The sequence below is a fragment of the Streptococcus sp. STR1/CE/0325 genome, assembly GCF_055386095.1.
The window spans coordinates 958,376-972,885 of sequence record NZ_AP045018.1 but is presented as its reverse complement, the minus strand read 5'-3'; the positions used below and the strand labels follow the sequence as shown (position 1 = coordinate 972,885).

The 14,510-nt window shown below is 42.8% G+C and carries 15 protein-coding genes; 9 read left to right on the top strand and 6 right to left on the bottom strand.

All coding sequences use genetic code 11. The features are described 5' to 3' along the window. Positions 1-35: 35 nt before the first annotated feature. From ACZ49W_RS04805 to ACZ49W_RS04775, 7 genes are all read left to right on the top strand, one after another. A complete protein-coding gene (locus ACZ49W_RS04805; protein WP_464814196.1) occupies positions 36-944 on the top strand; it encodes an Rgg/GadR/MutR family transcriptional regulator in 909 nt (302 codons plus the stop codon). A gap of 332 nt (positions 945-1,276) precedes the next feature. After that, positions 1,277-1,972, top strand: a complete 696-nt coding sequence (locus ACZ49W_RS04800; protein WP_464814195.1) for a DUF6287 domain-containing protein — start codon at positions 1,277-1,279, stop codon at positions 1,970-1,972. Positions 1,973-2,123: 151 nt separating this feature from the next. Continuing rightward, on the top strand, positions 2,124-2,789 hold the full coding sequence (locus ACZ49W_RS04795; RefSeq protein ID WP_464814194.1) for a DUF6287 domain-containing protein: 666 nt from the start codon (positions 2,124-2,126) through the stop codon (positions 2,787-2,789). Between the two features lie 33 nt (positions 2,790-2,822). Next, complete coding sequence (locus ACZ49W_RS04790; RefSeq protein ID WP_464814193.1) at positions 2,823-3,503, top strand: DUF6287 domain-containing protein; 681 nt, start codon at positions 2,823-2,825, stop codon at positions 3,501-3,503. 536 nt (positions 3,504-4,039) lie between these two features. After that, positions 4,040-5,569: a degradosome RNA helicase CshA gene (locus ACZ49W_RS04785; protein ID WP_464814192.1), complete on the top strand. Its 1,530-nt coding sequence runs from the start codon at positions 4,040-4,042 to the stop codon at positions 5,567-5,569. Between the two features lie 100 nt (positions 5,570-5,669). Then, entirely contained in the window at positions 5,670-7,517 is a 1,848-nt protein-coding gene (locus tag ACZ49W_RS04780; RefSeq protein WP_464814191.1) for an APC family permease, read from the top strand. 144 nt (positions 7,518-7,661) lie between these two features. Next, positions 7,662-8,423: a (S)-acetoin forming diacetyl reductase gene (locus ACZ49W_RS04775; protein WP_464814190.1), complete on the top strand. Its 762-nt coding sequence runs from the start codon at positions 7,662-7,664 to the stop codon at positions 8,421-8,423. A gap of 101 nt (positions 8,424-8,524) precedes the next feature. On the opposite strand, the gene ACZ49W_RS04770 is transcribed toward ACZ49W_RS04775, so the two are convergent. From ACZ49W_RS04770 to ACZ49W_RS04745, 6 genes are all read right to left on the bottom strand, one after another. Continuing rightward, a protein-coding gene (locus tag ACZ49W_RS04770; RefSeq protein ID WP_464814189.1) for an IS3 family transposase occupies positions 8,525-9,867 on the bottom strand; the annotation gives its coding sequence in 2 pieces (ribosomal slippage) (positions 8,525-9,417 and positions 9,417-9,867; 1,344 coding nt in all). Between the two features lie 71 nt (positions 9,868-9,938). Further along, positions 9,939-11,309 (bottom strand): MATE family efflux transporter, encoded by a 1,371-nt coding sequence (locus tag ACZ49W_RS04765; RefSeq protein WP_464814188.1) that lies wholly within the window; start codon positions 11,307-11,309, stop codon positions 9,939-9,941. Between the two features lies 1 nt (position 11,310). Then, on the bottom strand, positions 11,311-11,598 hold the full coding sequence (locus ACZ49W_RS04760; protein WP_464814187.1) for a DUF2316 family protein: 288 nt from the start codon (positions 11,596-11,598) through the stop codon (positions 11,311-11,313). A 2-nt stretch (positions 11,599-11,600) separates the two neighbouring features. After that, complete coding sequence (locus ACZ49W_RS04755) at positions 11,601-12,014, bottom strand: MarR family winged helix-turn-helix transcriptional regulator (protein ID WP_464814186.1); 414 nt, start codon at positions 12,012-12,014, stop codon at positions 11,601-11,603. A 37-nt stretch (positions 12,015-12,051) separates the two neighbouring features. Beyond that, a complete protein-coding gene (locus tag ACZ49W_RS04750; RefSeq protein ID WP_464814185.1) occupies positions 12,052-12,339 on the bottom strand; it encodes a GIY-YIG nuclease family protein in 288 nt (95 codons plus the stop codon). Beyond that, positions 12,323-13,078 carry a tRNA1(Val) (adenine(37)-N6)-methyltransferase gene (locus ACZ49W_RS04745; RefSeq protein WP_464814958.1) on the bottom strand — a complete coding sequence of 252 codons (756 nt, stop codon included), beginning with the start codon at positions 13,076-13,078 and terminating at the stop codon, positions 12,323-12,325. The genes ACZ49W_RS04750 and ACZ49W_RS04745 overlap by 17 nt, the downstream gene beginning before the upstream one ends. A 91-nt stretch (positions 13,079-13,169) precedes the next feature. Here ACZ49W_RS04745 and ACZ49W_RS04740 point away from each other — a divergent pair, with 91 nt between their 5' ends. Both ACZ49W_RS04740 and ACZ49W_RS04735 read left to right on the top strand, forming a co-directional pair. Further along, the gene (locus tag ACZ49W_RS04740; protein WP_464814184.1) at positions 13,170-13,763 is read left to right on the top strand and encodes a sugar O-acetyltransferase; all 594 of its coding nucleotides are present in this window, start codon (positions 13,170-13,172) and stop codon (positions 13,761-13,763) included. Next, entirely contained in the window at positions 13,763-14,506 is a 744-nt protein-coding gene (locus ACZ49W_RS04735; RefSeq protein WP_464814183.1) for a lysophospholipid acyltransferase family protein, read from the top strand. The genes ACZ49W_RS04740 and ACZ49W_RS04735 overlap by 1 nt, the downstream gene beginning before the upstream one ends. Positions 14,507-14,510 lie beyond the last annotated feature (4 nt).

Sequence of the window (14,510 nt, the reverse complement as noted above, 5' to 3'; positions counted from 1 at the left end):
CACTCATAATACGGATAAAAACAAGGAGGCAGCCGATGACCCTAAGTGATCAAGACCGCCAGATGGAACTAGGCGAATTTTACAAAGAACTCAGAATAGCCAGAGGACTTAAACAAAAGGATGTAGCAAGAGACCTGCTTAGCACCTCCCAGCTCTCGCGTTTTGAAAAAGGGGAGTCTATGCTTTCTGCTGATCGTCTCCTCATCGCCATCTCAGGCATTAACATGACCTTTGAAGAGTTTGCCTATAAGCTCAATAACTATCAAGAAGCAGAGCATGTGAGGTTTAATCGAAAAATAAAGTCTTATTTTAATCACCAAGATATTGATAGTTTGAAAAAATTGGCACAAAGCGATTTTTTAAAGAATGAACTAGATATTTATCAGGATCTTTATCGAATTTTGATTGATATGTTTATTCATATGATAGATGGCACAGACTATCCAAAAAAAGAAGTCGGACAAAAGATTTCAACTTATTTGTTTTCCATAGAAGAATGGACAGAATTTGAATTAACGATATTTGCCAATGCTCAGTGGATTTTATCTGATGGTTGTTTACTGGAATTAGCATCTGAGTTATTACATAAATCTAAAAATTATAGGATGCTTTATCATGAAACATTAGTTGATGTTCTGATTAACCTTATTTCTGAGATGATTGATCGAGAATTTTATGAGAAAGCTAATCGATTTATTCAGGAATTGGAAAGTATTACGGAAGATTACGATGCCTTTCCAAGAATTATGATGAACTATTGTCGATTATTGATTGATTTTTTACAAAGTCATCAAAAAAACACAAAAGAAATAGAGGCTTTTATAGCCTCTGTTAGAATAGCAACCAGCGATGTGATTGCGGATTTATTGGTCTTTAATCTTGATTATTACAAGAAAAAATTAGGATTAATGATAGATGAGAGGAATCAAGATGGTAAAGGGTAAAAGGAAATGAATAAGGGCTAAGAATTTATGATGATTTTTCATAAGGCGTTCTTCCTTTGTTTTATATCCTCATATGGTATAAAAGTAATTTTGTGAAGAAACTTGCAAATATGGGATTCCTGAAAAATTGGGATGCAAATTTGCAAGTTTTTTTGATGGGCTTTTTTAGGTGGTATAACAAATGTGTGAAATGAAGAATCATAAACGAGGAGGTAAAGGTGAAACACAAAAAAATATTTAGTAACATACTGAAATAAATTGTTTCATTTTAAAATATAAGTGCTATAATAGAACCATAAAGAATAACAAGCGATTTCAGAAAGGGAATCATCATGAAAAAGTCAACCTCAAAAAAAGTTTTAGCCATTATCGGACTTTCCTCTCTCCTTATTTTAGGTGCATGTGCAAAAAAAGAAAATGCCGAGTCTGAATTCATGAACAAAGATAAGACGGTGCAAAGTAGCTCCTCATCTAGTAGCAAGGCAACAGCCAAGAAAGTAGCTAAAGCATCAACACCATCATCCGCAAAAGCAATGCAACAAGCAAAAGGAAACAGTAAGCCCGTCGTATCAACTGCGACACCAGCTCCATCTGTATCTTCGGCTTCCCCATCGGCAGCGGAAAGTAATACAAGTCAAGTCCCTTCATCATCAGATGAAACAGAAACAAGCAATAATAGTGCAAGCAATTCAGAAAGCGTTGGAGCTGGAGCCGGAGCTGTGGCAAATGTCAATGCAATATTGTCAGGTGATTTTTCAAGTATAGCAGGAACTTGGATAAATGGAAATGGCAGTCAGATTTTTCTTGATAGCGATGGTACAATTCCTGGACAAATCACACATGGTTGGACTCAGCGTGGTAGCTACATCTATGGAGGTATAAGTAATCAAGGTGGCGCTTCAGAAGGTATTGTCATTATCCCAGCAGGAGTTCCAGATTCCGAAGGTAATGTGGATAGCCGTGATCGTTTTGCCATTACTCAATCAGTTAGCGATCTTACAGCACCAAATGTTTATTATCATCAATAACAATCTCTTTACACCCAACTTCTTCAAAAGAGTTGGGCGTTTTTGTACTAAAATATTTTGTAACATTTAGCAATAAACCGTTGCATTTTAAAATATAAGTGTTATAATAGAGTCATAAAAAATAACAAGCGATTTCAGAAAGGGAATCATCATGAAAAAGTCAACCTCAAAAAAAGTTTTAGCCATTATCGGACTTTCCTCCCTCCTTGTTTTAGGAGCGTGTGGTAAGAAAGAAAATGCCGAGTCTGGATTCATGAACAAAGATAAGACCGTTCAAAGTAGCTCTTCATCTAGTAGCAAGGCAACAACAAAGAAAACACCTAAAGCCTCTGTTTCTTCCTCTTCAAAGGCTTCTCAAGTCAATGCAGAAAGTCAAGCTCCTGTTACGGAAATGCAGGCAGAAGCAGCACCGAATACTGCACAGGTGGCATCTCAATCTGCTCCAGAAGTACCACAAACTGACACAGCAGCTTCTGTCATTGTGGGAGATGTCAATTTGACGGCTCTTGCATCTGGTGATTATTCCAGCATTGCAGGGACTTGGGTTAATAAACAAGGAGAATCCTTAACGATTACCCCTTCTACGATTGTGAGCGATCAAACAACAGAGATGGAACTTTTTTCCCCTTCTATTAACGGAGATAGATTTAACTCAGGAATAGGAGTGGCAGGACATAGAGGACCTGGTTCAGCAGCTTTCAGTGTTATCCCAACAGGTGTCGTTGATAATAATGGAGTTGTTTCTCAAGTCGATCGGATTGCAGTCGGTCAAAGTGTCTCTGCTGAATTTGATTCAGAAGTCTTTTATCGTCAATAAGAAATAATACTAGATTTCAGAAAGGGAATCATCATGAAAAAAGTAACCTCAAAAAAAGTTTTAGCCATTATCGGACTTTCATCTCTCCTTGTTCTAGGTGCATGTGGCAAAAAAGAAAACGCCGAATCCGAATTCATGAACAAAGACAAGACGGTGCAAAGTAGCTCTTCATCTAGCAGTAGCAAAGCTGTAACCAAGAAGGCACCGAAAGTGTCAACACCGTCTTCAGCAAAGGCAACGCAAACAGAAGAAGATAGTGATTCAGCTGCTTCCCCTGCGACCCCAGCTCCCTCTGTGTCTGCCACTTCCCCATCCGTTGCAGCAAATAAAGAAGCTCAAACCACCCCATCATCAGCTGATGCAACATCAAGCAGTAATCGTGTGACCAACTCAGGAAGTAGTACTGGTGGCGTCAATCTAAGCGCTATGGTAGAGGGGGACTACTCAAGTGTAGCAGGAACTTGGGTAAATGGAAACGGAGAAGTGGTTCATATTCGTGATAACGGAAGTATCGATGGGAATACGACAGGCTGGGAAATTCGTAATGGCATCGTGAACGGTGGATTTGGTCAGATGAACGGACCAGCAATTAGTTTTGCCATTATCCCTGCTGGTGTGCCAGACATGGAGGGAAATGTGGACAGTCGCGATCGTTTTGCGATTGTTCAGTCCGAGGGTGACTTAACAGCACCACATGTTTACTATCATCAATAAGTCATCCTTTTCACTCCAACTTTTCAAAAGAGTTGGAGTTTTATTTTTGTAATATAATGAAATAAACCGTTGCGAAATAGAAATGAAAATGATATAATAGAATTATCTGGTTGAGGTCTTACCGAAACTAGTGTCTTGTCTCTTTTTACCAGCTATTAAAAATTTAAAACCGACTCAACCTGTTCTTGTTGATAGGAGGGGACAAGGCTTGTATCCAGTTTCATCAGAGACTGGATTTTTATTTGATGTTTACGGAGGGCTTTTATTATCTTTTTGCTTGATTTTATGATATACTGGATAAGTTGTCTATTGTGATAATGAGAACCCGTATTCACAAGTGAAGTGTTTTTAGGTAAGAGACAAGTTTTTCGCTAATCAAGGCAGTTTTTGAGGAAATACTGACTGTATTTTGAAAAAAATTAACGTTGAGTAGCTGAAAAAACCTGCCTTAGATAGAAGGACTGAACTGTGAATACGGGTTCTGGAATAACAGGTGGATCAGACAGCTTCGCACTGTCTGTTTAGAAAAGGAAAACATGAAATTTACAGAACTTAATTTATCCGATGAAATCTTATCAGCTGTTGAAAAGGCTGGTTTTCAAGAACCTTCTCCCATTCAGGAGTTGACGATTCCTCTTGCCTTAGAGGGCAAAGACGTCATCGGTCAAGCACAGACCGGAACAGGAAAAACGGCAGCTTTTGGCTTGCCAACCTTAGAAAAGATTCACCCACAAGATCAGACTGTGCAAGCCTTGGTCATCGCTCCGACTCGTGAGCTTGCGGTACAAAGTCAAGAAGAGCTCTTTCGCTTCGGTCGAGAAAAGGGAATCAAGGTGCGGGCGGTTTATGGTGGCTCAAGCATCGAAAAACAAATCAAGGCGCTTCGCTCAGGGGCGCATGTGGTGGTGGGAACACCAGGGCGCTTGCTAGATTTAATCAAGCGCAAGGCGCTAAAGCTTGGTTATGTGGAAACCTTGATTTTGGATGAGGCAGATGAAATGCTCAACATGGGCTTTTTGGATGACATCGAGGACATCATTAGCCGTCTTCCCAAAGAGCGTCAGACGCTCCTCTTTTCAGCGACCATGCCAGATGCCATCAAGCGCATTGGGGTTCAGTTCATGCAAGAGCCTGAGCATGTCAAGATTGCGTCCAAAGAGTTGACCACAGACTTGGTGGACCAATACTATATCCGTGTCAAGGAGCAGGAGAAGTTTGATACCATGACGCGCTTGATTGACGTGGAGCAGCCTGATTTGGCCATTGTCTTTGGTCGGACCAAGCGTCGTGTGGATGAGTTGACCCGTGGCTTGAAGTTGCGTGGTTACCGTGCTGAAGGCATTCACGGCGACTTGGATCAAGGCAAGCGTCTGCGTGTGTTGCGTGATTTTAAAAATGATAACTTGGACATCTTGGTAGCGACTGATGTGGCAGCGCGCGGTCTAGATATTTCTGGTGTGACCCACGTCTATAACTACGATATTCCTCAAGATCCGGAGAGCTATGTGCACCGGATCGGACGGACAGGACGGGCTGGAAAACACGGGATTTCCATTACTTTTGTCTCGCCAAATGAGATGGGCTATCTGTCTATCATTGAAAATCTCACCAAAAAACGCATGAAGGGCATGAAACCACCAACGGAAAAAGAAGCTTTTGATGCGAAAAAACATGTTGCCCTGAAAAAGATTGAGCGTGATTTTGCTGATGAAAATATCCGCAAGAGCTTTGACAAATTTAAAGGGGACGCTCTTAAACTAGCCAGTGAGTTCAGCCCAGAAGAGTTGGCGCTTTATATCTTGAGCCTCACGGTGCGAGATCCAGAAAACTTGCCAGAAGTTGAGATTGCTCGTGAAAAACCATTGCCATTTAAGCCATCAGCTAGCCAACAACGCTCTGGTAACCAAAGACGACGTGGCAATGACAATCGCAGAAGAGAGTTTCATCGTGATGACAATCGTAGCCGTAACCGTAAGGAATACCGCTCAAGAGATAACCGCAAACCACGCCAAACCTCTAGTGAAAAACATAGTGGATTTGTCATTCGAAATAAGGGAGATCGCTAAAACCTAGAAACCAGAGTTTGACTCTGGTTTTCTTTGATACAGAAAACATTGACGAAAAGATGAAAAAGGTCTATAATACCATTATTGTAAAGGAGAAATCATGTTTTCCAAAGTCAAAAAGTTTTTTATCGGTCGTCCCTTGCGGTCTTTGGACGAAGGAGATGAAGGACAGGCGCTCTCGAAAAGAGAGGCTCTTGCGATGTTATCTAGTGATGCGCTCTCATCTGTGGCTTATGGACCTGAGCAGGTCGTTTTGGTCCTGTTTGCGGTATCAGCTGGAGCTATTTGGTGGTCGCTTCCAATTGGTTTTTTGGTCTTGGTCTTGCTGGCTAGTTTGACCATTTCTTATCGTCAGGTCATTGCCGCTTACCCTCAAGGGGGCGGTGCCTACATGGTGACCTCGCAAAACCTTTCTGCCAAATGGGGCTTGGTTGCTGGGGGTAGTCTTTTGGTGGACTACATGCTGACGGTGGCGGTTTCTGTCTCGGCTGGTGCTGATGCCATCACCTCGGCTCTTCCCATGCTCCATCCGTATAATCTGCACCTGTCTATTTTATTGGTGCTCCTTTTGATGTTGATGAACCTACGGGGCTTGAGAGAGTCGGCGACTTCTTTGATGGTGCCGGTTTATCTTTTCATTGCTAGTAGCTTTTTGCTCTTGCTGTTGGGGATAATCCAGCTATTCACAGGGCATCTCCCTTATCACGCGGCGGCAAGGATTGGCTCAAGCATCACTGGGGTTAATCTTGTTCTTTTATTACGGGCTTTTACTAGCGGATCTGCATCCCTAACGGGGGTAGAGGCGATTTCAAATTCGGTTCCTTTTTTCAAGCAACCTAAAGTAGAAAATGCTGCCAAGACCCTGACCATCATGTCGGTCATCTTAGGTCTTTTATTTGCAGGCATTACTTTTTTCAATTATTGGTTAGGGATTGTCCCTACCAAGGGAATCACGACCTTAGCTCAAATGGCATCGACCATTTTGGGGAAATCAGCTCTTGGACAGGTCTTATTTTATCTTTTTCAATTTTCAACAGCCTTGATTTTAGCGGTGGCTGCTAATACTGGATTTTCAGCCTTCCCCATGTTGTCTTACAATATGGCTAAGCAAAAATATATGCCCCATCTCTATTTGGAAAAAGGGGATCGTCTGGGCTATTCCAATGGGATTTTGACCTTGGCTATTGGGGCTATTCTTTTGCTTTTGATTTTTGAAGGCAAGACAGAGAGCTTGATTCCGCTTTATACGATTGGTGTTTTTGTGCCCTTTGCCTTAGCACAGACAGGGATGATTCAGTACTGGCGGCGTCAGTCTGGTAAGGACTTCTTCAAAAAATCCCTAGCCAATCTTGTTGGAGCCTTTATCTGTTACGGCATCATCGCTATTCTTTTGGTCTTTCGTTTGGGAGACATCTGGCCTTTCTTTCCGATTTTAGCAGTCCTGGTGTCCCTCTTTTTAGCCATCAAAAGCCACTATCAAAATGTGGCAGCTCAGTTGCGTTTGCATGAGGTCAAAGCGCCAGTGCGCTATAAGGGTAATCTCGTCATTGTTTTGGTGGGAAATGTCACTCAAGTCAGTATCGGTGCCATGAATTACGCTTCTAGTATTGGAGATCGGGTGGTGGCGCTCCATGTGTCCACCAAGGAAACTCAAGAAAAAGATGCTGAAGTGGCTGAGGAGTTTCACCATTATTTCCCAGAGATTGATTTTAAAAATGTCAAAACCAGTTACCGTGATATTATCCGTCCGGCCATTCGTGAAGTAACCAAGATTAGCCATAAAGCCAAGGCAGAAGGTTATACCGTGACGGTGCTCATCCCGCAGTTTATCCCTAATCATAGCTGGCAGAACATCTTGCACAATCAGATGAGTTTGAAACTGAAGTATTACCTCAAATGGCACGAAGATGTCATCATCGCCAGCTATTCTTACCATCTAAAACGTTAAAAGTAAAACAAAAGCAGTCTAGAGCATGTGATTTCTAGTCTGCTTTTTTTTCAAGAAAATTGGAGCACGAAATCATTTTTTTACTGGACATTAGGAAAAAATAGGTCTATAATGAAAGCGTAAACAAAATTGGAGGTAAAGAAAATGGTAAAAGTTGCTATTGTTACAGGTGCTGCACAAGGAATTGGTCTTGCGATTGCTCAGCGTTTGCATCAAGATGGATTCAAACTAGGATTGCTGGATTACAATGCTGAGGCCGTTGAAAAGGCTAGCGAGCAGTTTGCTGGAGATGCGATTGCTGTTGCTGTGGATGTGTCTAAGCGCATGGATGTCTTTGCAGCTTTTGACAAGGTTGTTGAAGCTTTTGGTGATTTGCATGTCGTGGTTAATAACGCCGGAGTAGGTCCGACAACACCAATCGATACCATTACTGAAGAACAATTTTATCAAGTTTATGGCATCAATGTTGGGGGCGTTTTGTGGGGCATTCAAGCGGCACACAAACATTTCAAGGATCTTGGACATGGTGGTAAAATCATCAATGCCGCTTCACAAGCAGGGGTTGTAGGAAATCCAGAATTGTCCCTTTATAGCGGAACCAAGTTTGCTGTGCGCGGTATTACGCAAGTAACAGCGCGTGACTTGGCAGAAGAAGGCATCACGGTCAATGCCTTTGCACCAGGAATTGTCAAAACACCGATGATGTTTGACATTGCCCACAAGGTTGGTCAAAATGCAGGCAAGTCAGATGAGTGGGGCATGGAACAATTTGCTAAAAACATCACCTTGAAACGCTTGTCAGAGCCAGAAGATGTTGCTAATGCGGTTGCCTTCCTAGCCGGCAAGGATTCTGATTACATTACTGGACAAACCATTATTGTTGATGGTGGGATGCAATTCCACTGATCGATTTTGGAGTCTTTGGGAGCTTTTTCCCAAATCCTTAATAGTGATACTAGAAAAACCTTGGAAATGTTGTACTGACCCCCAAAAGTTGGACATTTTATTTATCTAAAGGATTTAGTTCTGTACCCCACAGGACTAAGTCCTTTTAGTTTTGCTTTGATTCGTTTGTTGTTGTAGTAAAAAATGTAATCTGTGATAGCTTGCTCAAGGTCATCAAGGGATTGATAAGACTTCTCAAATCCATAAAACATTTCAGATTTGAGAATGCCAAAGAAGGACTCCATCATCCCATTATCTGGACTATTTCCCTTGCGAGACATAGAGGAACGAATTCCTTTGGTTTTCAAAAAGTGATGATAAGACTGGTGCTGGTATTGCCAGCCTTGATCGCTGTGAAGAATGGTTCCGCTATATGAATCTGCTGGAAAAACCTTCTCAAGCATGGTTTTAATCTGTTTCAAGTCAGGTGAGCGAGATAGGGTAAAATCAATAATCTCACTGTTATAGCCATCAAGAACAGGGGAGAGATAAAGTTTCCCTCCAGGTAAGGCAAACTCCGTCACATCGGTATAGCACTTCTCGTAAGGTTTAGAGCCTTCGAATTGACGTTTAATCAGATTATCAGACTTCTTACCAACCTCACCTTTGTAAGAAGAATACTTGCGCTTACGACGAATACGAGCGGTCAAGCCTAACTCTTTCATCAAGCGCTGCACCTTTTTGTGATTGATGATAAAGCCACGATTTCGTAATTCTAAATGAATCCGACGATAGCCGTAATTACCTTTATGGTCATCATAAATAGATTGTATTTCATCCTTGATAGTTTTCTCCTTATCTGGCTTAGCCAGTCGCCTCACTTGATAGTAATAGGTGGAGCGTGGCAAATCAAGGATTTCGAGTAGCGTTTCTAGGGAAAACTGATTCGTTAATGCTTGAATGATTTCTGTTGCTCTTTGCGCTTTGCTTCGTCCCTCAAGCGGTATTCTCTCAGCTTTTTTAGCACAGCATTCTCCGCTCTAAGGTATTCATTTTCATGTTTTAGTCGTTCTAACTCTGTCATTTGGTCCAAAGTCTTTTTTGGTTTACGTCCCATCTTTGGTGGTCTCCCTCTTGATTTTTCAAGAATAGTATAACCGTTTTTCTTGTATTTGGCTATCCAATTTGGGAGCATCCCTCGATTTGGCAAGGCATAATCAAGGGAAACTGAGAGTTGAGAGCAACCATGAATCAAGACTTTATCCATTATTTCCTGCTTTAATTCGGGTGAATAATACCGATTTTTACCCTTTTCAACAATCTCAACACCATATTTATCCATGAGTTTAACCATGTACTTGAGATTGGAAGGACAGACTTCATATCGCTGACTGATCTGAGGCCATGATACACCTCTCTTTCTCAACTTGTATATACCTCGTTTATCTTCATAACTTAATTTCATAAGAAAAGCACCCCAATCGTTAGATTTTGTGTCTAACTTTTGGGGTGCAGTTCATGTTTCCAAGGTTTTTCTTAATTTGCTTTTTGCGTTAGGTTTTTTAAGCTCTTTCTGATGATATAAAGCGTGACCAAAAAGGCGAGAGCATCTGCAATAGGACCTGCAAACATGATGTGATCGACACCGCTCATATGCGCAAAGAAAAAGAGCAAGGGAACAATGAAGAAAAATTGTTTGCAAAGGGCGAGAAAAGCGCCTGTCTTGGCTTCTCCGATAGAGGAGAAGAAGGTGGTAGAGATGATTTGCGCACCATTGAGAAAGACACAAGCAAGGAAAATTCGCATGTAAGTCACACCATAAGCCATATAAAGCGGATCATGTGAACCAAAGAGTTTGAGGATTTGCGGGGCAAAGACCTCAAAGATGACAAAGGCGATAAGAGAGATGATGGTGGCGATTTTCACAGCTAGCTTGTAGGCTGCTGTGACTCGGTCAAATTGTTTGGCACCGTAGTTAAAGCCTAAGATAGGCTGGAGCCCTTGGGTCAGACCTAAGATGACGGCTGTGAAGATCATGTTGAGCTTTTGGACGATACCAGAAATGGCGATGGGAATATCACTCCCATAGATGGAGTGGGCACCGTAGGTGCGCATGAGATTATTGGTGATGATTTGCACCGCTGTGACCGCTAATTGGTTAAACATTGGCGTTAAACCAAGCGCCATCAAGCCAAGAAGAATGGCAGGCGATAAGCGAAAATCCGACCAAGAAAGGGTCACATGTTTAAAGCGTGGAAGGTAGGCTAGGATCATGATGCCAGAGATAATCTGACTAATGACCGTGGCCCAAGCTGATCCTGCAATGCCCCAGCCAAAACCAAAGATAAAGATAGGGTTGAGGATGATGTTTAAAATAGCTCCAAGCAGGATGGCGTTCATGGAGTACTTGGCAGACCCATCGGCACGCACGAGAGGATTGCCTCCAGCAGAAAGGAGGAGAAAGGGAATCCCTATGTTAGTGATGCTGGTATAGGTCATGGCATAGTCGAGAATGGCATCGGTTGCTCCAAAGGAAATCATCAAGGGCTTTAGAAAAATCCAGATCAGAACCGCTAGGAGAATCCCGATGAGAACCAGTCCACTAAAGGTATTGCCAACGATTTGCTTTGCCTTTTGTTGGTGGCCTGCCCCCATTTCAAGATTGAACTTGGAGGCTGCTCCTACCCCGATGAGGAGGGCTAGCGCAATGGTGATGGTGGTGATGGGAAAGGCGATGTTGGTCGCAGCGTTGCCCAGATAACCGACCCCGTGTCCGATGAAAATCTGATCCACGATATTATAGAGGGTATTGACGACGTTAGCAATCGTGGCTGGGATGACAAACTGCTTGAGCAGGGTTGGGATGGGAGCACTTAGCATGTGGTCACGTTTGGAAGTCTGTGCCATCTTACTTGTCCCTCCATGGTGTGGTGTAGGGGTACCAGAGGTTGGCACCGTGGTGCTGGAGTCTGGACCAAGGGTAAACTTCTTTTCCTTCTTTGATCAGCATATCCTCGAGATAGTCTCTGACCTTCCAGACATCTCCTGGATTTGCCCCCTTCATGCTAAGGACAGCTTTTAGGGCTTTTTCGGTGAGTTGGGTGTCTGCAAGGACTTGCTGGGTTGGGTATCCAAGACGCTTGAAATTTTCTTCTAATTCGTGTTGGGTTGCGAGGGTTTCTGCTTTGGTGAGCATGGTTACTCCTTTTCTAATAGTAGTGTTAGTAGGTGTGTGAGTTCCTGCTTTTGGTTATCGGTCAAAGAGTGTGTCAGTCTTTGGTCAATTCTTTTTCCGATAGCCCTCATCTGTTCTTTGAAGGCCAAGGCCTTGTCGCTCAGGGTGATGAGGTTACTGCGTTTATCCTCTGGATTTTTGGTGCGGATGATAAAGTCATGCTTTTCCAGATTTTGCAAAAGCCCCGTTACGGTGGGATTACTCATGGAAAAATAGGCCTCAATCTGCCTCTGGGTCATCTGTTTTTCTCGGTAGAGTAGTTTGACAATCTTGAATTGAGCATGGGTCAGTTGGTAGGGCGCCAGTTCTTGATTGGCTAATTTGTCAAAAGCGAGACTGGCTTGTTTGAGCAAAATTGAAATAGACGGCTTAGTCATGAAAATTCCTCCAAAAAAGATAGCCTCCTATATATTATCATAGGAAGCTATCTAAGTCAAGAGGTGTGCTCTTCTCGGCGATGTAGGCGAGTTTTTGCTTGCGGGTCTTTTTTTTAAACTGGCTTTCTGCCTTTAGGGCAGAAGATTTATCTGAGAAGGTTTCAAAATAGAGGAGCTCGACCGGTAATCGGCTCTTGGTATATTTGGCCCCTTTGCCCTTTTGGTGGGTGGCGAGCCGTTTTTTTAGATCGGTCGTATAGCCCGTATAGAGGCTACCGTCTGCACAGGTCAGGACGTAGAGGTAGGCTTTAGTTTCCTTTTCCAAAGTAAATCTCCATAATCTCATCCGTATAGGTATTGTCGTCTTGATGTACAATCAAGGGAGGGAGTACCTTAAAGCCTTCCATGGAGCCGTCTTTGATGGCTTCGATGAGGAGCATATTGGCTGGCTTGTCCTGCTTGGGATAGATAAACTGGAGCCGTTTTGGCGCTAACTTGTAGCGTTTGAGGGTTTCTAAGATTTCCAAAAAACGGTCAGGACGATGTACCATAGCTAGACGGCCGTGGGATTTCAAAGCCTGCTGACTGACGGCACAAATGGTTTCTAAATTTGTCGTGATTTCGTGCCTAGCAAGGAGGTAGTGGGGCGAGATATTTTTCTTGGAATCGGGTTGGTTTTTAAAATAAGGCGGATTGCAAAGAATCAAATCCACTTGAGAGCGTTCTACATGTTGGAGGAGGTTTTTCAAATCGTCTTGAATCATGGTGATTTGATCCTCCAGATGGTTGAGCTGGATGGAACGTCGTCCCATATCCGCTAGGCGCTCCTGCAATTCGATAGCTACAATAGGCAGGTGTGTTTTGGTGCTAGCAAAAAGAGCCACTGCTCCATTTCCACTACACAAATCCACAATTAGTCCTTTTTTTTGTGGGTAGTGGGGAAAGCGTGACAGCAAAACCGAGTCCAGAGAATAGCTGAAGACTTCCTTGTTTTGAATAATCTTGGTATCCGTTGAAAAAAGTTGATCAATGCGTTCGTTATCGTGTAAAAGTTCCTGTATCATACCCTTTATTATACCATAGATTTCCTTAAAACTTGCCATTTACCGTCATCAATGCTAAAATGAAAAGATAGTAAAGAAAAGGAAGAAAATGATGGCGACAGAATATCAAAAAATGCTAGCTGGAGAGTGGTATGATGCCAACTTTGATCAAGAATTGATTGCAGCGCGTTTGGTGGCACAAGACAAGGTGTTTGACCTCAATCAGCTAAAACCCAGCCAGTTGGAGGAGAGAAGAAACCTTCTAAAAAGTCTCCTAAAAGAGATGGGAGAGGATGTCTTGGTTCTTAGCCCTTTTACCTGTGATTATGGGAAAAATATCTCACTAGGAGCAGGAACCTTTGTGAATAGTCACTGTTACTTTATGGACGGGGCACCGATTTCACTAGGTGAGCATGTCTTTGTGGGGCCCTATACGGGTCTTTATACCGCTCATCATCCCTTGGATGCTAAGACGAGAAATCAGGGTTTGGAACAGGCAAGACCCATCACGATTGAGGATGATGTCTGGATTGGGGCAAACGTGACTATCACACCGGGTGTCACCATTAAAAAGGGCAGTGTCATTGCAGCAGGATCTGTGGTGACCAAGGACATTCCTGAAAACAGTCTAGCAGCTGGTGCGCCTTGTCGTGTTTTGCGCACGATTGATCAAACTATCCCACTAACAGGAAAAGAGGAAAAATAATGTTTTATGCTTATTTGAGACACTTGGTGGTCTTTCTCCTATGGATTGTAAACGGTAATGTTCACTATCATCATGTCAACCGTTTGCCTAAAAAGGATGAAAATTATATCTTAGTTGCTCCCCATAGGACGTGGTGGGATCCGGTTTACATGGCTTTTGCTGCAAGACCCAAGCAGTTTATCTTTATGGCCAAAAAAGAACTGTTTACCAACCGTATCTTTGGCTGGTGGATTCGCATGTGTGGCGCTTTTCCCATTGACCGTGAAAATCCTGGTACCGACGCCCTCAAATATCCCATCAAGATGTTGAAAAACAGTTCACGTTCTCTTCTCATGTTTCCAAGTGGTAGTCGTCACTCTAGTGATGTCAAAGGGGGTGTGGCTGTCATTGCCAAGATGGCCAAGGTTCGGATTGTGCCATCTGTCTATCTAGGACCATCTAGTTTTAAGGGCTTGATTAAGAGTGAGCGGATTGACATGAATTTTGGAGAGCCGATTGACATTTCTGATGTGAAAAAGATGAACAGTGAAGGGATTGAGATCGTTTCAAATCGCATTCAGGCTGCCTTTGATCAGCTGGATCAAGAAGCAGGTCAGGTGCACGATAACAAAAAGCCAAATCCCTTGTGGCTCTTAATTCGTATTCCAGCGGGCGTTTTAGCCATCATTATTGTCTTTTTGACTTTGGTCTTTAGCTTCTTAGCCAGCTTTGTCTGGGATCCAGACAAACACCGGAAGGATTAATGTG